At 49.7% G+C, this 17,746-nt stretch carries 15 protein-coding genes; 8 read left to right on the plus strand and 7 right to left on the minus strand.

The annotated features are described in order from the left end of the window. Window positions 1-42: 42 nt before the first annotated feature. The 4 genes from SPIRS_RS01810 to SPIRS_RS01825 are packed head-to-tail and all read right to left on the minus strand — an operon-like array spanning window position 43 to window position 4,685. Window positions 43-975, minus strand: a complete 933-nt coding sequence (locus SPIRS_RS01810; protein WP_013252978.1) for a DUF4340 domain-containing protein — start codon at window positions 973-975, stop codon at window positions 43-45. Continuing rightward, on the minus strand, window positions 968-3,061 hold the full coding sequence (locus tag SPIRS_RS01815) for a GldG family protein (RefSeq protein ID WP_041865945.1): 2,094 nt from the start codon (window positions 3,059-3,061) through the stop codon (window positions 968-970). The genes SPIRS_RS01810 and SPIRS_RS01815 overlap by 8 nt, the downstream gene beginning before the upstream one ends. Then, complete coding sequence (locus SPIRS_RS01820) at window positions 3,062-3,757, minus strand: ABC transporter permease subunit (protein WP_013252980.1); 696 nt, start codon at window positions 3,755-3,757, stop codon at window positions 3,062-3,064. It abuts the gene before it with no gap. Continuing rightward, window positions 3,750-4,685, minus strand: coding sequence for an ATP-binding cassette domain-containing protein (locus tag SPIRS_RS01825; protein ID WP_013252981.1), 936 nt, complete (start codon window positions 4,683-4,685; stop codon window positions 3,750-3,752). The genes SPIRS_RS01820 and SPIRS_RS01825 overlap by 8 nt, the downstream gene beginning before the upstream one ends. Before the next feature lie 128 nt (window positions 4,686-4,813). Between SPIRS_RS01825 and SPIRS_RS01830 the strand changes: the two genes are divergently transcribed. The 4 genes from SPIRS_RS01830 to SPIRS_RS01845 all read left to right on the plus strand — a co-directional run bounded on the left by SPIRS_RS01830 (window position 4,814) and on the right by SPIRS_RS01845 (window position 9,473). Further along, window positions 4,814-5,704 (plus strand): damage-control phosphatase ARMT1 family protein, encoded by an 891-nt coding sequence (locus tag SPIRS_RS01830; RefSeq protein ID WP_013252982.1) that lies wholly within the window; start codon window positions 4,814-4,816, stop codon window positions 5,702-5,704. 38 nt (window positions 5,705-5,742) lie between these two features. After that, on the plus strand, window positions 5,743-6,909 hold the full coding sequence (gene ercA, locus SPIRS_RS01835; RefSeq protein ID WP_013252983.1) for an alcohol dehydrogenase-like regulatory protein ErcA: 1,167 nt from the start codon (window positions 5,743-5,745) through the stop codon (window positions 6,907-6,909). After that, window positions 6,893-7,729, plus strand: a complete 837-nt coding sequence (locus tag SPIRS_RS01840) for a sensor histidine kinase (RefSeq protein WP_013252984.1) — start codon at window positions 6,893-6,895, stop codon at window positions 7,727-7,729. The genes ercA and SPIRS_RS01840 overlap by 17 nt, the downstream gene beginning before the upstream one ends. A gap of 196 nt (window positions 7,730-7,925) precedes the next feature. Continuing rightward, window positions 7,926-9,473 carry an ATP-binding cassette domain-containing protein gene (locus tag SPIRS_RS01845; RefSeq protein ID WP_013252985.1) on the plus strand — a complete coding sequence of 516 codons (1,548 nt, stop codon included), beginning with the start codon at window positions 7,926-7,928 and terminating at the stop codon, window positions 9,471-9,473. Here SPIRS_RS01845 and SPIRS_RS01850 read toward each other — a convergent pair. Then, entirely contained in the window at window positions 9,470-11,017 is a 1,548-nt protein-coding gene (locus tag SPIRS_RS01850) for a methyl-accepting chemotaxis protein (protein ID WP_013252986.1), read from the minus strand. The two genes, SPIRS_RS01845 and SPIRS_RS01850, sit on opposite strands and share 4 nt — an antisense overlap. A gap of 120 nt (window positions 11,018-11,137) precedes the next feature. Between SPIRS_RS01850 and SPIRS_RS01855 the strand changes: the two genes are divergently transcribed. Continuing rightward, window positions 11,138-11,461 carry a hypothetical protein gene (locus SPIRS_RS01855; RefSeq protein ID WP_013252987.1) on the plus strand — a complete coding sequence of 108 codons (324 nt, stop codon included), beginning with the start codon at window positions 11,138-11,140 and terminating at the stop codon, window positions 11,459-11,461. Here SPIRS_RS01855 and SPIRS_RS01860 read toward each other — a convergent pair. Together SPIRS_RS01860 and SPIRS_RS01865 are read right to left on the minus strand one after the other, a co-directional pair. Continuing rightward, a complete protein-coding gene (locus SPIRS_RS01860; RefSeq protein ID WP_013252988.1) occupies window positions 11,406-12,308 on the minus strand; it encodes a sensor histidine kinase in 903 nt (300 codons plus the stop codon). The genes SPIRS_RS01855 and SPIRS_RS01860 overlap by 56 nt on opposite strands. Then, complete coding sequence (locus SPIRS_RS01865; RefSeq protein ID WP_013252989.1) at window positions 12,305-13,423, minus strand: aminopeptidase; 1,119 nt, start codon at window positions 13,421-13,423, stop codon at window positions 12,305-12,307. Before SPIRS_RS01865 ends, SPIRS_RS01860 begins: the two co-directional genes overlap by 4 nt. A gap of 140 nt (window positions 13,424-13,563) precedes the next feature. Between SPIRS_RS01865 and SPIRS_RS01870 the strand changes: the two genes are divergently transcribed. The 3 genes from SPIRS_RS01870 (at window position 13,564) to SPIRS_RS01880 (ending at window position 17,339) form a co-directional block, all read left to right on the plus strand. Further along, entirely contained in the window at window positions 13,564-15,132 is a 1,569-nt protein-coding gene (locus SPIRS_RS01870; RefSeq protein WP_013252990.1) for a histidine kinase N-terminal 7TM domain-containing diguanylate cyclase, read from the plus strand. Window positions 15,133-15,368: 236 nt separating this feature from the next. Beyond that, window positions 15,369-16,532: an MFS transporter gene (locus SPIRS_RS01875; RefSeq protein ID WP_013252991.1), complete on the plus strand. Its 1,164-nt coding sequence runs from the start codon at window positions 15,369-15,371 to the stop codon at window positions 16,530-16,532. A 27-nt stretch (window positions 16,533-16,559) separates the two neighbouring features. Beyond that, on the plus strand, window positions 16,560-17,339 hold the full coding sequence (locus SPIRS_RS01880) for an exodeoxyribonuclease III (protein ID WP_013252992.1): 780 nt from the start codon (window positions 16,560-16,562) through the stop codon (window positions 17,337-17,339). Window positions 17,340-17,746 lie beyond the last annotated feature (407 nt).

Raw genomic sequence — 17,746 nt, forward strand, 5'->3', positions numbered from 1 at the left:
AAAAAAAGGGGACTGTCTTAGGCAGCCCCCTTTTTGATAGTTCTACTTTCCTTCTTCTTTTGGCTTCTCTTCACTGATGAACCAGGAAGCCGGTTTCATCAACTGTTCGGCCTTATAGGCATTTATGCTGAAAGGTTCCTTATTTGTATCGGCCAGACAGCGGTATGCATTGTCGTTACCCTCCACTTTTCCGTAGATCCTGAGGCTATGCTCCTCCTTTTCACTCTGAAAGGTAAGACTCCAGGAGGCTTCCTCTTCACTTCCGATGGTGTCGGGAGAGAGAAAGGCGGTTGCATTGATTCTTGCAAGCTGGGAGATAAAATCGGTGATCTTGTTTTGATCAACGCGTTCCTGCTGCGCTTCCGAAAATTGCCATGCCTCCTGTTCCTCCCCGCTTTTTCTCAAAGAGAAACGTGCTTCTGCCGATGTAACTCCGACGGAGATGATATCCGAAGAGGTGAAAGAGAAGATCTGCCGATTGCGAAGTTCATCCAAACTCACATCAAAGATAGATCTGAGGGCTCCTTCTACAAGGTAGATCCCTTCTCGCCCCGCGAGCGTGATGTAACATCCGCTGCCCTTATCGGCTTCTTTGCCGATTCTGATAGACCTGAGAAGATCCTTGGCATGGTAGACTGCGACCGTAATTGCGTCGGCATCCTCGAGCTCATAGCGTTCAAGCTCTCCCTCTCTGCTGACCATCTGGCCGACCTTGAGGCTGTTGAGGGCATCGGTCATGCGGGTGATCTTTCCCTCGTCTGCAGAGTATTCTTTGTCTCCAATAAGCCATCCATCAGCTTTTTTTACCGCAACGATCGGATCTTTTCCCGGTGCGTTTATCTCAATACGGTCGGCTTCTTCCTCCCAAGGAGCTACCGGAGCGAAACTTGCCCGGTTTCCTGTAAACTTTGTCACAATAATGAGGAGAAGGAGTACTGCGACGGCGGCAAATTGTATCATCTTTTTTTTAGGCATGGTGCTCACCTCCGGAAAAGCGTTCTTCTATGGCTCGTCGCCGCGATCGCTGGAGTCGCCATACAAACAAGCCGGCAAAAATGACAAGTAACGGTATAAGGCCCATGGCGATTCCCTTTATCACGTTTCGTACCTCCGGGGAGGTCGGCAGCAGCTTGTGTCTTCCCAATCCCTTCGTTCTCATGGGAATGACCTGATCGTTACCGGTACTCCAATCGACCAGATTGTGAACAAAGGCTGCATTGCTGTTTGATGAGGATGGGTCGAGGAGCTGTGGTGTGGTCAACAGCGAGGTTGCCGCCACGGCGATTCGTCCCTTTGCTATCGACGTCTTTATCTGAGAAGCCGTATCAAGGGCCTGTTTTTCTTCTTCCGTGGTCTCCTCTTTGGGAGGGGCCGGAAAGGCGCTTGAGAAACTCCCCTCAAGGCTTACGGCCAGGGGATAGCTTTGCAGTTTTTCATCTCCCGGCGGAACCATCCCCATGGGGTTAAGCATGATGTTTTTGTCCATCAACCATGACTTTTGAGACGATGAAAGGATCACCTTGGTGGTGATATCATCGCTGTTTTCTGTTTCATTGGGGATAATAAACGTACCGCTTTGCAAGGTAATCATCTCACCGAGGTTTTGGGTGATGGTGCTTTCCTTGCTGAGACTTTTGCCCGACAGTAATGGCGCCCAGTATATCTTGATGTCTCCATACTGGGGATCTCGCTGACTATAGGCCTCATCATCCAGAACATAGCCACGTTTATAATCGATACCGTATGCCGAAAGCTGCTCCTCCAGTCCTGTCTCGATCGGGGTATAGCTGGGAGGTTGACCATAGGCCGTCGGCTGGTTTACCTGGTATGGGTCCAAGAAGAGGACCAGATTGCCTCCCCTCAGAAGGAACTGATCGATTGTATAGCGTTCGTTCTCCGAAATTTCCGTCTTGGGACCGTTTATGATTAATGTACTGACATTATCGGGTATTGTTAGGTTCCCATCCTCTCCTGTTTTTACCTCCTTCAGTTCGTACATATCAGAAAGAAGCTGTTGTAAGGGAGCGGCACCCTGCTGCTGGTCTGCAAGTGAAAGCTCGCCATGGCCCGTGAGGTAGGCGACGGCAGGATTGTTCGAGAGGAGTGCTCTCATCGTTTCTTCGATTCTGGTGGCAAGATTATCGACGCCGCTGATTGCATATCCACTGAAAAGGCGCTGGGAAAGGCCTATGGGAATGAGGCGTGACTTATCACCGTAGGAAAGCAGCAGATCGAGGGCTCCGTTACCCGCAGGCAGCTGTTTCCCATTCTGATCCGTGGAAGCTCTCCAGCGGATGGTCTGGATTCCGTAACGGTCGCTAAGCTCCTTAATGTCTCCCGCATCGGGATCTTCCACACGAAAATCGATCCTGTCTCTTATGGATGGCGGCAATTGCTTTACGGCGTCTCTCACGTTTTGCTCAAGGTCGTCGAAGCCCTTGATGCCGAAGGCTCCGAGAGATTTCGAGAGATAGAGGGTAAGCAACGGTTTCCCGGTGATACCGTGAAGGGCATCAACAGCTGCTACCATCTTCTGCATGGTTGTGGTCAGACGATATTCAAGGCCGGATGAGTTGGTAATCTGGTCGATGACTTCGATGCTGTCTCCGTAAATAACGGCCAGGCCGAGATAGGCACTCCTGCTCTGAAACTGGTCGCTTTTAATCTCCTGTATCTGAACGGGAGCGATACCGTAGTCGGAGGCACTGCTTTTACTCTCCGCATCATCCATATCGTAGTAGCCAACGGTAAAATCCTTTCCCCCAACCCTGTCATACTCTTCGAGGATATCCTTCAGATATCGTTCCACACTGTTGTATGGAGCAGGAAGGTCGTGTGAGAAGAAGACCTTGATGGTAAGTGGTGCATCGATTCCCTGCACCAGCTCTTTGCTGATTGGGGAGAGGCTGTAGACATCACCTTTGGTCAGATCGCTTCGTATATAGAGCTGAGAGGCGGCGATGTTGGCAAGCACGATGATAAGCAGATAGAAGAAAAGATCGGAAGCATCCCCGAGAAGCCACTGCTTGGCATGTTGCAGGCGTTCTTTGAATTTCATCATCTACCTCCTTTCCCTTACCGCTTTTACGGTAAAAAGGAGGAATACCGCTGTCAGCGAGATCAAATAGATGAGACTCCGGCTGTCAAGAAGGCCTCTTGCTATGGTCCTGAAATGGTATTGCGTGCCGAGGAATTCCAATGTGTTTACCAAAGCGGCGGGGACGAGGACAAGCATCTGATCAAAAAAAGTGAACAGAAGGGCGATGGCTGCGGTGACGATGAAGGCAACGATTTGATTGGAGGTCATGCTGCTGGCAAAGAGCCCCACCGCGGCATACGCGGCTCCCAAAAGCAGTGCCCCAACGTATCCTCCGATAATCGGACCTGGATCAGGATCCCCGACAAGGGAGATAAGAACCACATATAGCAGGGTCGGTGCAAGCATTACTGCTATGAAGATCACTGCTGCGAAGAATTTTGAAAGAACGATTTTTCCACTTGAAACCGGGAAACTGACCAGCGCCTCAAAGGTCCCCGTGCTTCGCTCTTCGGCAAAACTCCTCATGGTTATTGCGGGGACAAAAAAACTGAATAGGATGGGAAGTAGTTGGAAAAATCCTCGCATTTCGGCTTGATCGTAGATAAAAAAGGTGGGGAAAAAAAGCATTCCCGAGAAAAGAAGGAAGAGGGCAATAACGATGTAGGCTATCGGCCCTCCGAAGAGCGAGTAGAGCTCGCGTTTTGTCATGCTAATCATGGTCGCCTCCGGTGGTGAGCTCACGAAAGATTGCTTCCAGGGATTGTTTCTCCCTGCTCATTTCGAAAAGCGTCCAACCCTTTTGTGTTACCGTATGGAAGAGGGCTGGTCTGACATCTTCTTCCGTCCCGGCGGTTACCAGGATCGTAATGAGGCCCTCTTCACCCGGCACCTGGTGCGCTTCCAGAATACCCGGGAGGGTGGAAAAAAACTCTGTGGCCTTTGTTGTATCCGTGCCCGAAAGAGCCAGACGTACCGTGTAATGGCCGTTTTTAACGGCCCTCAGATTGTCGGTATGGTCGTCTTTAACGATGGCTCCCTTGTTAATGATGACCACCCGGTTGGCAATTGCCTCCACTTCCTGAAGGATATGGGTGGAGAGAATAACGGTTTTTGTTTTTCCGATTTCGGTGATAAGGTTTCTGACTTCGATGATCTGATTCGGGTCAAGACCTGTTGTTGGCTCATCCAAAATCAGAATCTTTGGATCATGGATGATGGCTTGAGCAAGTCCCACGCGTTGCTTATAGCCCTTCGACAGCTGATCGATGCGTTTATGCATTACCCCGGTGATACCGCAAATCTCGGCGGTTCGCCTGATAGCTGTCTCATCCGTGATCTTTCTTACTCCCGTTACGTAACGAAGGTAATCGTAGGTCAACATTTCTCCATAAAGTGGTGGTGACTCAGGAAGGTAGCCGATAATCGAACGTATCGTTTCTGGATCTTTGGAGACATCGATGCCGTTGACAGAGACGGTGCCTGATGAAGGCCGAAAATATCCGGTAATCATCCGCATGGTGGTGGTTTTTCCCGCACCATTTGGTCCAAGTAGGCCGGTGATCTCCCCTTCCTTGATTTCGAGCGAAAGATTATCAACGGCTCTGAAGGAGCCGTAATCTTTGCTCACCGAAGATAAGGTAATCATGAGCATTCCTCCGAAAAGGGGTAGGTTCGTACTAATGTAAAAAGATAGCAAAATGAAACCGTATCGCCAAGGTTTCTCTTCCTTGATTTGTACGCTCCAAAAAGGGTACTCTCTTTATGGAGGATGAAATGCGATCATATCTTGACTGTTTCGGCTGCTTTATGGATCAGGGGCTTGATGTTGCCAGACGCTCAGGGGCCGATGAGGCACAGCAGCGCCTCATTCTCAATGAGATTGCCCGGATGTTTCCTTCTTTTGACCTTGAGACCCGTCCTCCGGTGATGAGCCTGAACATAAATCAGACTATTAGAAACATGACTGGGGTTGCAGACCCCTATGCCGATGAAAAAAAGCGATGCAATGAGCTTGCGCTTAAAGCGGTGGGGCTGGTACGGGACAACATTGCAGCGGCTTCCGATTCCCTTAAGCGGGCGATGGAATACGCTATTGCGGGAAACAGCATCGATTTCGGAGTAAATCACCATCTTGATATCGATGAGACGCTTACGGATTTGATCAACGGAGAAGAGTCGAAACTGGCAAGCCAGTCCGATTCGACCTTTATGCTGGAGGCCTTTCGAAAAGAGCTCTCGAATGCCCGAAGCCTGCTCTTTATCTCGGACAATGCCGGTGAGATCGTATTTGATATGCTGCTTATCGAAGCCATTGCGGCTCTCTATCCTGATATCTCCATAACCGTAGCGGTCAGAGATGAACCGATCATCAATGACGCTACCCTTGAAGATGCAAAGGCGATCGGCCTCAATAATGTGTGTGAGGTGATCTCCAGCGGAAGCCCGGCACCTGGGACCCCTCTTGATCTCTGTTCAGATGAATTTTTAGAGCGCTTTTTTTCCTCGGATATGGTCGTGGCCAAGGGGCAGGGGAACTATGAGACCCTCAACGACGCTCCACGGATGATCTATCTGCTATTTCGGGTTAAGTGCAGAGTGATTTCGCACCATTGCGGCGGTGCTATGGGTGACATCATGCTGATACCTTCACAAAGCATCGGCTGATCCTTGCAGTTCCTGCGGCGTATAGTTACGCTTTTAGTATGGAGGAACATGTATCGTCATTAAGGAAATTTGTTGCTCCCGAATTTATTTTTGGCCCTTCTGCTCTCAAAAAATGCGCTGAATATGTGAAGAATTTTGGTGCTGAGCGAATTCTGCTTGTAAGCGACGATGGCGTGGCCAAGGCAGGATGGACCGGCAAGGTTGAAGCGGCTCTCAAAGAGGCCGGTGTTGTCTACGAACTTTTTCTTGATGTTTCACCCAACCCTCGTGCCGATGAGGTGATGAAAGGCGCCGACTACTATAGTCGGGCGAAGTGCGATATGCTACTTTCCGTCGGCGGTGGGAGCCCTATCGATTGTGCGAAAGGTATCGGCATTGTCGTTTCCAATCATCGCCACATTCTTGACTTTGAGGGGGTGGATAATGTGCCGATTCCCATGCCTCCCCTGCTTTGTATTCCGACCACCGCAGGTTCATCCGCTGATGTTTCTCAATTTGCCATCATTCTCGATGCTGATACCTCCTCGAAGATCGCTATTGTCAGTAAAGGGGTGGTACCTGATATTAGTTTGATAGATCCCGAGACCACCCATACCATGGATCAGGCGTTAAGCGCCGAAACGGGACTCGATGCCCTCACCCATGCTATAGAGGCTTACGTTTCCAATGCCGCCAGTGCCATGACGGATATGCATGCCCTTGAGGCGATTCGCTATATCTGCCGTTACCTTCCGACGGTGATCCAAAAGCCGCAGGATAGTCATGCCAGAGCCGGCGTCATGATGGGAAGCCTTCTCGCCGGGCTCGCTTTTTCCAATGCCAGTCTTGGGCTGGTTCACAGCATGGCCCATGCCCTTGGAGGAGTATTTGATCTTCCTCACGGCCTTTGCAACGCCCTGCTTCTGGAACATGTGATAGCTTTCAATTTTGAGGCTGTGCCGGATCGGTATCGAGTGATTGCTTCGCTGCTTACCGGCAAAGCGCTTTCTACAGAGTCGCAGAATATGGTGTTGGAGCTTCTCACCGGAGCCTTGGTTCGCCTGCGTCGCCGTGTGCACTTGGGCGAAACATTCGGTGTCCTAAAGGTTGATGCTACCATGATCAGGATGCTTTCGGAACGAGCTATGTCTGATGTCTGCATGGTGACCAATCCCAGACCCGTGAAGCGGGAAGATATTGAAGGTATATATGGCTGCATCTTCTGAGCCCTATAGCGATGGAAATATCGATCTGGTACGCAGCAAAATCATAGGGCTTGGTGATCGATCCATTCGAAAAAGCTATTACCCCCAGCTTCGTGAGACCATCAGGGATCTTCGTGAACAGCGGGAACATCTTATGGAGCTTGTCCGGCTCCTTGAGGAACGGGAAGAAGAACTCGAACAGCTCCTCGACGAGAAAGATAAGCTTTTACGTGAGGTCCATCACCGCGTGAAAAATAATTTCCAAATTGTTGCGAGCCTTCTCAATCTGGGGATGGATATGCTTTCGGACGGGGATGAACATGAGATCTTTTACCGTACCAAGCAACGAATCGATACCATGGCACGTGTCTATGAAGAAATTCTCCGGCGTGAAGAATTTTCGGAAGTCGATCTTTGCGACCTTATTCGTCTTGTTACCGAACAGTATGAGGAAGCCCGGCGTGGAAAGCAGGTCGAACTTTCTCTGGATCTCGACTGTCCGGGGAGAATGCTTGACTTGGATTTGGCCGTTCCCTTTGCCCTCATTGTAAACGAGGTCGTTGGTAATGCGTTTGAACATGCGTTTCCCGGGGGGGCGGGACTTTTATATCTGAGGCTATACCGAAGTGGTTCCGAAGGTGATAAAGAAGGAATCTTGACCTTTGAGCTGACCGACAACGGTCCGAGTTTTGCCAAAAGAGGGACCAATTCCGAGGCAAAGCGCCTTGGGATTGCGTTGCTCAAGGCCCTTGTCGCACAGATAGGCGGAGCCTTCAGCTATGAGGATCAAGAGACGGGATTGGGAATACAGTTTATTCTTCGACTCAAACGGCCCACTTGACCCTATCCACCTCTTGTTTTACCATATAGTCCGTAAAAGAGGGAGTAGAAGCGTGAGAATAGTTCAGGGAAAAAGAAGACAGGATGGTTGTTTTCCGTCTGCGGCGTCTTTTTCCCCGCGATCCTATTCTTGCGGTCTGTACAATTCCATTTGACGGCCGTGACATTGCCGCTTTCTTATCAAAGGAGGCGCCGTCATGGTGTTCAATCAGCTGCAAATTTCAGCACTCTCATTTTCCTGGCCTGGTATGGTAGAGCCGCTTTTTACCGATCTCTCGTTTTCGATAGGAGCCGGATGGACCGGGCTTGTCGGAGCGAATGGATCCGGAAAAAGTACCATCCTTTCGATTATTACGGGAGAAAACCAACCAGATTCCGGTTCTGTAAAAGCCCCCTCCCGGATGCTTCTCTGTCGCCAGGATACCGCACGGCTTCCCGACCAGGCGGACTCCTTTTTTTACGCCTTTGACGAGCGAAGTGAGGAGATCATGAGAAGGCTCGATATCCAGTACGAATGGTTTTTTCGTTGGGATAGTCTCAGCTTCGGGGAACGAAAGCGTGTGCAGATTGGGACGGCACTCTATACCGCTCCGGATCTTCTTGCCCTTGATGAGCCGACAAACCATCTCGATGAGGTCAGCCGTGATCGCCTGCTTTCCGCCCTTGCCGATTATGAGGGGATCGGCATCATTGTCAGCCACGACCGCTACCTTCTTGATTGTCTCTGTGAGCGGACCCTCTTTCTTCGGAATGGCACGGTGGTCCTCCGTCCTGGAGGGATCACTGTAGGTCTCGAAGAGGCGGCACGGGAGGCGGAAGAAGCGAAAAGGGCTTTACGTACCGCTCAGAGCCGTATGCATTCTCTCCAGCGCGACCTTGAGCGAAGACGAGGCGTGGCTCGGGAGCAGCAGAAACGAAGATCAAAGGCCGGTTTACCGATCAAGGATCACGATGCCCGCTTCAAGAAAAATCTTGCCCGTCTTACCGGTAAGGATGGTACCGGAGGAAAACTGCTCCGCCAGCTGGATGGCACCCTGGCGGCTGCCTCTCGGACCGAAGAGACAGCCAAGGCCCGCCTTGATGATGCTACTATGCGGAAAGCCTCGGGCCTTACCCTTGGAGGTGAACTGAGCGGAAAGGACCGTCTGTTTATGTTTGGCCCTGATGAGCTTCAGGTGGGAAACCGGCAACTCTCGTATCCCGAACTGGAACTTCGGCCTGGAGAACGCGTTGCCATAACAGGGGCCAACGGCAACGGAAAGAGTACGCTTATCCATCTCCTTGTAGAGCATTTTTTTCTACCTAATCAGGATGAACGCTTCCCATGGTTTTATCGTAATGCCGTATTCCTGCCGCAGGAGCTATCCGAAGCCGACCGTAGGCTGTGTGCCGACCTCGTGGCATCCCTTGATCCTTCGGAGCGGGGAATGCTCATTTCAGCCGTGCACCGCCTTGGTTCTGAGGTCGAGGGGGTGCTGCACTCTTCCCTGTTGAGTCCGGGGGAGGCGAGGAAGGTCATTATTGCCAGGGCATCGCTCATGGAAACCGAAGTTCTTATTCTTGATGAACCGACGAACCACTTGGATATCGAATCTATCCTCTTACTGGAGGATGCACTCAAGAAATTCTCCGGAGCCCTTCTTCTGGTTTCTCACGACCGGCGTTTTCGGGAAGCCTTGACCGACCGGGAGTGGAAAATTTATCAGGAGGCTCCGGGGCGATTGGTGCTGTCGGATGAACCTTAATCTTCCTCCTGCTCTTCTTCGATGGCGTCGTTCCTGTCGACCTGGAAATAGTCGGTGGCCGCGTGCATCTGTTCTGCCTGGGCCGATAGCTCTTCGGCCGAGGCTGCAAGTTCTTCCGAGGCCGCCGCATTGTCCTGGACGATGCGGTCGAGTTGTTCGACCCCCTTGCCGATCTGGCTTGCGCTGTTTTCTTGTTCTTCGGTAGCTGCCGAGATTTCCCTGACAAGTTTACTGGTGTTCATGATTTCGGGAACCAGGTCGTCGATGGCCGTTCCCGCCTGCTCGGCGATTCTTACGCTTGACTCGATCAACTCTCCAATTTGATTTGCTGCGTAACGACTCCGTTCGGCAAGTTTCCGTACCTCGGCCGCCACTACCGCAAAGCCTTTGCCCGATTCTCCCGCCCTGGCCGCTTCGATGGCGGCATTGAGGGAAAGCATATTGGTTTGACGGGCGATTTCCTCGATAAGTGATACTTTTTCCGCGATTGCGTTCATTGCCTCGACCGTTTTCCCTACCGCCTTGCCGCTTTCTCCGGCGCTGGTGGCCGCTTTCTGGGCAATGGAATCGGTTGCTTTTGCATTTTTCGCCGTCTGACGCATGTTTGCCACCATCTCTTCGATGGACGAAGAAATCTCCTCCATTGACGATGCCTGTTCCGTTGTTCCTCTGGAAAGATCCTGTGCAGAATAATTTACCTGATCGCTTCCGATCCGCACTTGAGCAGCTGCTTCCTGGACCTCCAGTATGATATTGCCGACCTGCTCGACCATCTGGCCCAAGGCCGAGGCAAGGGTTCCCAATTCGTCATTACGTTTTAGCGTCGGAACATCTACCAACAGGTCTCCTTCGGCAATGTCCTTGGCTATGGTGGCAAATCGTACCAATGGTCCCGCCATGGCTCGTGAAATAAGATAAATAAAGATAATGGCAACCAGGAGGAAAATAATCGTGACCCCTGCGATCCTCGTGGCAATCGCAATGATGGTTTTTTCAATGTCATCGATGTAGATCCCTGTTCCGATGATCCAGCCCCAGGGCTTGAAATCCGCCACATACGAAAGTTTGGGTTCTATCCGCCCTTTTTCGTTGTAATATTGCCAGGAGTATTCTACGAACCCCTTACCCGATTGATTTACCACATCGACCATTTTCTGGAAAATAGGCACACCCGTCGGATCTTTTAGTCCCGAAATATCGGTACCATCCAATTCCGGACGATAAGGGTGCATCACCATAATCTGCTGCATATTGTTGATCCAGAAGTAATCCATCCTATCTTTTCCGTAAGTAAAGTGGGCCAGCAGCTCCTTTGCCATATCCTGGGCATCCTCTCGGCTCAATGCTCCCGATGTCTCTTTTTCTGCTGCATAGTTAATGATACCCATGGCGGCATCGACCAATCGCGTAAGACTTTCACGTTTTTCTTGATATATGCTGGTACGAAAGGTCCGTATAAACAGGATATCAGAGATGAGAAGAGAGATTAATAAGAGCGTCGAGACTATGATGATTAGTTTCCAAGCGAAACTCTGCTTTTTCATGCATTCCTCCTTAGATAATGGTATGAAACCTTGTCGAGAAAATCAAAAAATGAAGGGGAAGAATCCTTGTTGCAATCTATCTTCTTCTGCTATAAGGGTAGAGAGAGAAGGAGGCTGTGCATGGTTTTTTCACCCCCAATACAAGATGGTGACTCTATTGAAGTTGGCCAAGATGAATTGATTGAAGCGCTTACCGATTATGATTTTGACCCCCTTGAAGAGGTCCTGGAAGAAATTCGGGAGGATTTCGAGGTTGATGCTGGCCAGCTTGACGAATACGTTGAGGCTCTACGAGAAGAACCAGAGATCTTGGATGCGGTAAGCCACTATATTGCCGATGATTTCATCGAAGAAGAGGACCTTGACTACGATTACTATCTGCGTCGTTTTACCGATGATCTGATTGTCTATCTTTTTCAGCAGTGGAGGCCCGAAGAAGAGTAGATAGGGTGAGCGTGGCGTAGGTGCCCTTGTCTGATGGTTCTATCAAAAGTGTACCGGAGATCTGCTTTGCCATTTCTCTGGCTATCGATAAGCCTACGCCCTCTTGTATTGCTTCCGTATCCCAGCCTTTGCCGTTGTCGGCAACGGTCAGTTTCATGATATCTGCACAAATTTCCAGGCGAATCGTTATCGTTCCCCCTTCTTCGGGAAGAAAAGCGTGGCGAAGAGCGTTGCTTACAAGCTCCTCGAAGATGATGCCGAATGGTACGGCTTGCTGAATCGATAGTGTATCTTTTTCTTCCATCTCAAGGAGGAACTCCGGGCACCCGGAATTCCCCGATAGCGAACAAAGAAAGTGAAGGATATCTTGGATGAAACGCCCGACCGATACCTGGGCGTATTGTTCACCGGCAAAGATCGATTCCTGAATGGCCGATATTGCAAATACCCTGCCTGCGAGATGCGGGAGAAGATCTGCGGATTTTCCCCTATCTCCCGCATCGGTGAGCCGTATCATGCTTAATACAAGCTGAAGGTTATTTTTTACCCGGTGATGCAGTTCCCGAATGAGTTCGTTTTTTTCTTCGAGGCCCTCTGCAATATCCCGCTGTCGCATCCTAAGCTCTTCCAGTGCCCGATCTTTTCGCTGGGCATAGATGCTGAGAAGTATATAGATCAGGATAGTTGTTATGACAACATAGATCCAACCTTTCCAGGTTTGCATGTGTCGATAGACTTCAGGATGGGGAGCCACTGTTGTTACGATTGTGTCGGAAACGAGGATCCACAGAAAACCAAAACAGAAATAGATTACAGAGATAACGACTGGCCCTCGATGTAGCTTCATTCCTTCAAAACCTCGGTAATAAAGGCCCCATCTTTATAAAAGCACTCTCCGTCCGCAGTAATTTCCCCGCCCTGGCGCATGTCACAGATCATATCCCAGTGGATGACCGACTCATTCTCTCCGCCTGTCTCTTTGGGAGCATCTCCTGCAGCCATATGAAATGTTCCGCCTATTTTTTCATCGAAAAGGGTGTTGCTGGTAAACTGCTTGATGCCGTAATTGGTTCCGATGGCGATTTCTCCAAAATAGCGGCTTCCCTCATCGGTATCGAGGGCGGAATGGAGAAAATCTTCTCCCTTTGCGGCATGTGCTTTTACTATCTTTCCCTCTTTGATTTCAAGACGAACATCTTCGACCGAACGCTGTTTATATATTGCAGGAAAGGTGAACCGTACATGACCATCGACCCCGTTGATAAGCGGGGTCGAGAAAATCTCACCATCAGGAAAATTTTCTGTTCCTGCGCAACTGATCCAACGGCGTCCGTCTACCCGTACCTTTAGGTCTGTATCGGTAGTCCGAAAATAAAGTTCCTTTTTTCCCTCCAAATAGCGAACCCAACGGTTCTGCTCTTCGTTGATCTTTTCCCACCGGGCACTTGGATCCTCGCTGTCCAATAAACCGGCGGCATAGACAAAATCTTCGTATTCGCTCAGGCTCATTGCCGCTTCCTGGGCATCTGCAATGGTTGGGAATTGAGTGCCGCACCATCGCAAATCACCCGTGCCGGTTCGGCCGCTGTAAAGCTTTCTCCATGCCTTGTTGCCTTTCTGTCGCTCCTGAATTCGCATCGGATCGATGTTGGAGAATCCTTTAACGTTGGAATTTCCCCATCCGAAAAGGAAGACATCGGCTTTTCCCATCATCTGTTCCATAAGAAAATTATTCTCACGAAGTTGTTCAATGGTGGAGATTTTCAGAATTTCTTCTTCGATTTCATCGCTAGTGATGAGGCTTTCCGGATGCCCTCCTACACGAAGGACTTCCCGTGTTACCGCTTTTATCCATGGTATGGCCACCTCCTGGCCCATAATGAACACAAAATCGCCAGGCTTTACCTTTGTGGAATAGTTAACGAGAAGCGAGGCGAGCTTTTCGAGTCTGAAATCCTTCATAATGTCATGTTCTCCTTATAAACTTATGTCAATATAAAAGGGTTTCGAGAAAAATTTCTACTACAACAGCTTCTTGCTTTTTTCGAAAAGCTGGACAAGAAAAAGCGGAAGCCTTACAAAGATACAGAGGAGGCGTTTTTATGCGGATCGGGATCATATCGATTCTGTTGTTTTTGTCCAGTACGATACTTTTGTCTCTTACCGTGCCTGCCTGGAGCCACAGGGATCGGGCGCTCGGTAAATCATTTATTGCTCTGTGCTTATCGATTGCAATATACAATTTGGGTTATGGAATGGAGCTCGCTTCCACGAACCTTACAACGCTTATTGTGTGGTCGAAGTTCCAATATCTGGGTATCCCCTTCATTCCCACCTTTTTCTTTTTATTTGCGGCGAACTATACGGGGATCCGTGACCGAATACCCCTTCCTCTGGTTTTCTATCTTGTAGGATTTCCTTGCATTACCATGGTCCTGCACCTGACACAGGAACATCACAATCTTATGTATATCAATCCAACGATCCACAGGGTATGGAATTTATCGTTTCTTGCCTTTGATAAAGGGCTTTGGTATAAGATTTCCCGCTGGCATGTTGCCATCATTATCAGTGCAGGTGCTATCCTTTTTTTACGCTTTTTTCTTCGATCTGTCGCGGTTTTTCGACGGCAAAGTGTTCTGATACTTATCGGGGCACTCTTTCCCTGGGCGGGATGGCTTGTCTATATGTTGGATATTCTTCCCTCAGGTTTCGATCCCACTCCCTTTGCCCTTTTTCTTGCCTCCCTTTTTTTGGCCACTGCCCTTCTGCGGTATCGTCTTTTTGATGTCTCGCCGATTGCAAAAGAGCAGGTCTTCGAGAGCATTGATACCGGCGTACTTGTTTTGGACAGCGAGAAGCGGCTTGTAGACTATAATCATGCAGCGTATCTTGTTTTTCCTGCTTTAAAAAAAGAGATGAAGGGCGTACATGGTGAAGATCTTTTCAAGAACATAACATCGGGCAACCGCCTGTTCGAAGAATCGGATAGTGGGGATGTCTCTGTCGATATTCAGATTGCTTCCGATGACTCTTTACGGCACTATTGGGCTCGACGATCAAGTATACGGACACCAAAAGGGAGGGTACTCGGGAGTCTCATTCTTCTTGATGATATCACCAATCGGGTCAGACTGCTGGAAAAGATGGAAACACTTGCATCAAAAGATCCTCTGACCGGGATCAGTAACAGGCGCCATCTCTCCTCGTTTGGCGAGAAGGAGGTGATGCGTGCCTTTCATTACGGTACGAATCTTGCTTTAATCATGTTTGATCTCGATCTCTTTAAAAAGGTGAACGATACCTACGGCCATGACGTAGGTGATCAGCTTCTTATCCATATTGTAGAGATCGCCCGCGGACTTGTCCGTGAGGCCGACCTTTTGGGCCGTTATGGTGGAGAGGAATTCGTCATTCTGCTGCCCCAGACATCTCTGTCCGATGCTCAACTCATTGCCGAGAGAATTCGAAGCAGTATTGAAATTTCTCCCTTGGCACTGGAAAGTGGGACCTCTATTCCCATGACGGCAAGTTTCGGGGTTACCTCTTCCCTTGGAAGTTCCGATTTCAGTTTTGAATCTCTCTGTAAAAAGGCGGATGAGGCGCTCTACCGGGCCAAGGCGGAGGGGCGAAATCAGGTAGTAACCTTCTTGGAAACGGATAATGAATAAACTATATCTACTGTTCCGAATCCTGGTGGTCAAAGCCTCCCAATTCTTTTTCTTCCCGTCAATTACAAAAGTGCAGGTACAAAAGATTAAGGAATCCAGGAAACGAAAGGATTTCTCCGGGAGAAACGGCACAAAACCACCAGGATTCCGGACACTACGTAAAATATAAAAGCTTCCTGGCCCTTCTTTCCAGTAAACCGGTTTACATATGAGAAAAACCGGGATATCATCCTTTCATGATCACTACGCATACCAAGAATCGTCTGCTGCTTTTTCTTACGTTTATAGCATTTGTGAGTCTTGGGCTTCCCGATGGTTTGCTTGGGGTTGCCTGGCCTTCTATTGCGTCTCAGTTTGCAAGGCCCCTGAGCCGGCTTGCCCTGCTTCAGCTGGCGGCGACCTGCGGTTTCTTTTTTTCCAGTACCAATGCAGGGCGTCTTATCGAACGGCTTGGTGTCGGTCGTTTGCTGATAGCCAGCAATGTGATGGTTTTCATTGCCTTATCCGGTTTCTCCTTCGCCGATAGGTGGCCGCTGATCGTCGGCTCTATGGTGGTGCTTGGCATGGGGGGCGGGGCCGTTGATGCCGGACTGAACGCCTATTCTGCCTCACGGTTTACCAAAGAGCAAATAACGTTGATGCATGCCTTCTACGGACTTGGTGCCATGATCGGTCCGGTAATTATGCGCAGAGTGCTTCATCTTCATGCTCCCTGGCAGAGGGGATATTTGATTACCCTGAGTATGATAGCCCTGCTTCTCCTTCTTTTTATTGTATCTCAGAAGATGTGGAACGGAGGAGTTTCTCTCTCTTCGGATGCAGACAAGGCTGGCGAGAGTGAGGTGCCGGGGCGGATTAAGAACATCGGTATGCTGCTCTTTTTTGTCTATACGGGAGTGGAAGTGACCACCGGGGGATGGAGCTTTACCTGGCTGACAAAGGGGCGTGGTGTGACACCTGAAACAGCAGCCTTTTGGGTAGGTATCTATTGGGGGGCGCTGATGGTCGGACGTTTATTTTTCGGATTTCTCGGCCAGAGATGGCACACCCGCACAATCCTCTCCCGCATGGTTCTTGTTGTTGCCGCGGGTTGTCTTCTCTTTCTCCAGCCATGGTCCTCATTTATTTCTCTTGTCGCCCTACCGGTCATCGGTTTTTCCTGTGCGCCACTTTTCCCTCTTTTTGTCAGCTACACCCCAACAGTGGTGGGGCAGGCAGATGCTTCACGTCAGATAGGGCGGCAGGTGGCATGTGCCAGTATCGGATCTGCGGTGGTTCCTCTCTTGGTTGGCCTCGGTGTGGAGATTACGGCACTTGGGGCCATTCCTGTCATGCTCCTTTTCTTTGCCCTGATTCTGGTAATTCTCTATAATCGATGGGTTGCAGGACTTGCCGAATAACCGTTGCCTGGCGATAAACTATCGTTTATGCTGAAAACCATGGAAACAAGAATCGCATCTTGGAACGTTAACGGCATTCGTGCCGCACAAAAAAAGGGATTGCTCGAATACATGATGCAGGAACATGCCGATGTGGTCTGCCTGCAGGAAACAAAGGCCAAGCCCGAGCAGCTTGATGAGCAATTGCTGAACCCCTCTGATTATCGCTCTTATTTTAGTTCCGCCGAACGCGGCGGCTATTCCGGGGTTGCCGTCTATAGTCGAAAAAAGCCCCTTTCGGTTTCGCCTCTCGGAATCGCCGAGTTCGATGCAGAGGGGCGTGCCTTGCTTGTGGAATTTTCCGATTTTGTCCTTATCAACGGCTACTTCCCCAACAGTCAGAGCGAAGGAGCACGCCTGGATTACAAACTTGCCTATTGCGATGCCATATTGAAACGTTGCAACAGCCTGGTTGGAGAGGGACGTCATGTCGTTGTCTGCGGCGATTACAATATTGCTCATAAGCCGATCGACCTTGCCCGTCCGAAGGAAAACGAGGGAAATCCCGGCTTTCTTCCTGAAGAGCGTGCCTGGATGAGTAGCTTCCTTGATGCTGGTTATACCGATACCTTTCGGATCTTCAATAATGAAGGTGGAAACTACACCTGGTGGTCCTATCGAACAAAGGGCCGGGAACGAAATGTGGGCTGGAGGCTCGATTATTTCTGTACCGATAAAGAGTTCGAGAACCGGGTCAAGAACTCAGAAATCCGATCGGAGGTGATGGGGTCGGATCACTGTCCTGTAGTGCTGACGATAGCAGAATAGATGTAATAACGATCTACTGTTCCGAATCCTGGTGGTCAAAGCCTCCCAATTCTTTTTCTTCCCATCAATTATAAGAGTGCAGGTACAAAAGATTAAGGAATCCAGGAAACAAAAGGATTTCTCCGGGAGAAACGGCACAAAACCACCAGGATTCCGGACACTATCAAAGGATAGGCCGAAAGATAGTCACTCTTCCGGCCTATGGCGATGAAATTCCCCCTTTCCCTATTTCCCCCAATCTAACCGGGGCATACGGTTGTATGAAAGCCGGTGGATCTCGACATATCTTCGAATTTCCCTCCTTTCTCTCTGATAGGTACGTAATAAGTACTTTTTTGAGTACTATCGTAACCTTGTTCGGAGACTTACATGCTCTGATAATGATCTAAAAATCAGAGGGAGAATAA

Origin of the sequence: Sediminispirochaeta smaragdinae DSM 11293 (assembly GCF_000143985.1) — a bacterium.
GTDB classification, from domain to species: Bacteria; Spirochaetota; Spirochaetia; order DSM-16054; family Sediminispirochaetaceae; genus Sediminispirochaeta; species Sediminispirochaeta smaragdinae.

What these genes read in the sequence shown, in the direction of transcription:
- SPIRS_RS01810 (WP_013252978.1), bottom strand. Translation starts at nt 975, where the DNA reads ATGCCTAAAAAAAAGATGATACAATTTGCCGCCGTCGCAGTACTCCTT.
- SPIRS_RS01815 (WP_041865945.1), bottom strand. Translation starts at nt 3,061, where the DNA reads ATGATGAAATTCAAAGAACGCCTGCAACATGCCAAGCAGTGGCTTCTC.
- SPIRS_RS01820 (WP_013252980.1), bottom strand. Translation starts at nt 3,757, where the DNA reads ATGATTAGCATGACAAAACGCGAGCTCTACTCGCTCTTCGGAGGGCCG.
- SPIRS_RS01825 (WP_013252981.1), bottom strand. Translation starts at nt 4,685, where the DNA reads ATGATTACCTTATCTTCGGTGAGCAAAGATTACGGCTCCTTCAGAGCC.
- SPIRS_RS01830 (WP_013252982.1), top strand. Translation starts at nt 4,814, where the DNA reads ATGCGATCATATCTTGACTGTTTCGGCTGCTTTATGGATCAGGGGCTT.
- ercA (WP_013252983.1), top strand. Translation starts at nt 5,743, where the DNA reads ATGGAGGAACATGTATCGTCATTAAGGAAATTTGTTGCTCCCGAATTT.
- SPIRS_RS01840 (WP_013252984.1), top strand. Translation starts at nt 6,893, where the DNA reads ATGGCTGCATCTTCTGAGCCCTATAGCGATGGAAATATCGATCTGGTA.
- SPIRS_RS01845 (WP_013252985.1), top strand. Translation starts at nt 7,926, where the DNA reads ATGGTGTTCAATCAGCTGCAAATTTCAGCACTCTCATTTTCCTGGCCT.
- SPIRS_RS01850 (WP_013252986.1), bottom strand. Translation starts at nt 11,017, where the DNA reads ATGAAAAAGCAGAGTTTCGCTTGGAAACTAATCATCATAGTCTCGACG.
- SPIRS_RS01855 (WP_013252987.1), top strand. Translation starts at nt 11,138, where the DNA reads ATGGTTTTTTCACCCCCAATACAAGATGGTGACTCTATTGAAGTTGGC.
- SPIRS_RS01860 (WP_013252988.1), bottom strand. Translation starts at nt 12,308, where the DNA reads ATGAAGCTACATCGAGGGCCAGTCGTTATCTCTGTAATCTATTTCTGT.
- SPIRS_RS01865 (WP_013252989.1), bottom strand. Translation starts at nt 13,423, where the DNA reads ATGAAGGATTTCAGACTCGAAAAGCTCGCCTCGCTTCTCGTTAACTAT.
- SPIRS_RS01870 (WP_013252990.1), top strand. Translation starts at nt 13,564, where the DNA reads ATGCGGATCGGGATCATATCGATTCTGTTGTTTTTGTCCAGTACGATA.
- SPIRS_RS01875 (WP_013252991.1), top strand. Translation starts at nt 15,369, where the DNA reads ATGATCACTACGCATACCAAGAATCGTCTGCTGCTTTTTCTTACGTTT.
- SPIRS_RS01880 (WP_013252992.1), top strand. Translation starts at nt 16,560, where the DNA reads ATGCTGAAAACCATGGAAACAAGAATCGCATCTTGGAACGTTAACGGC.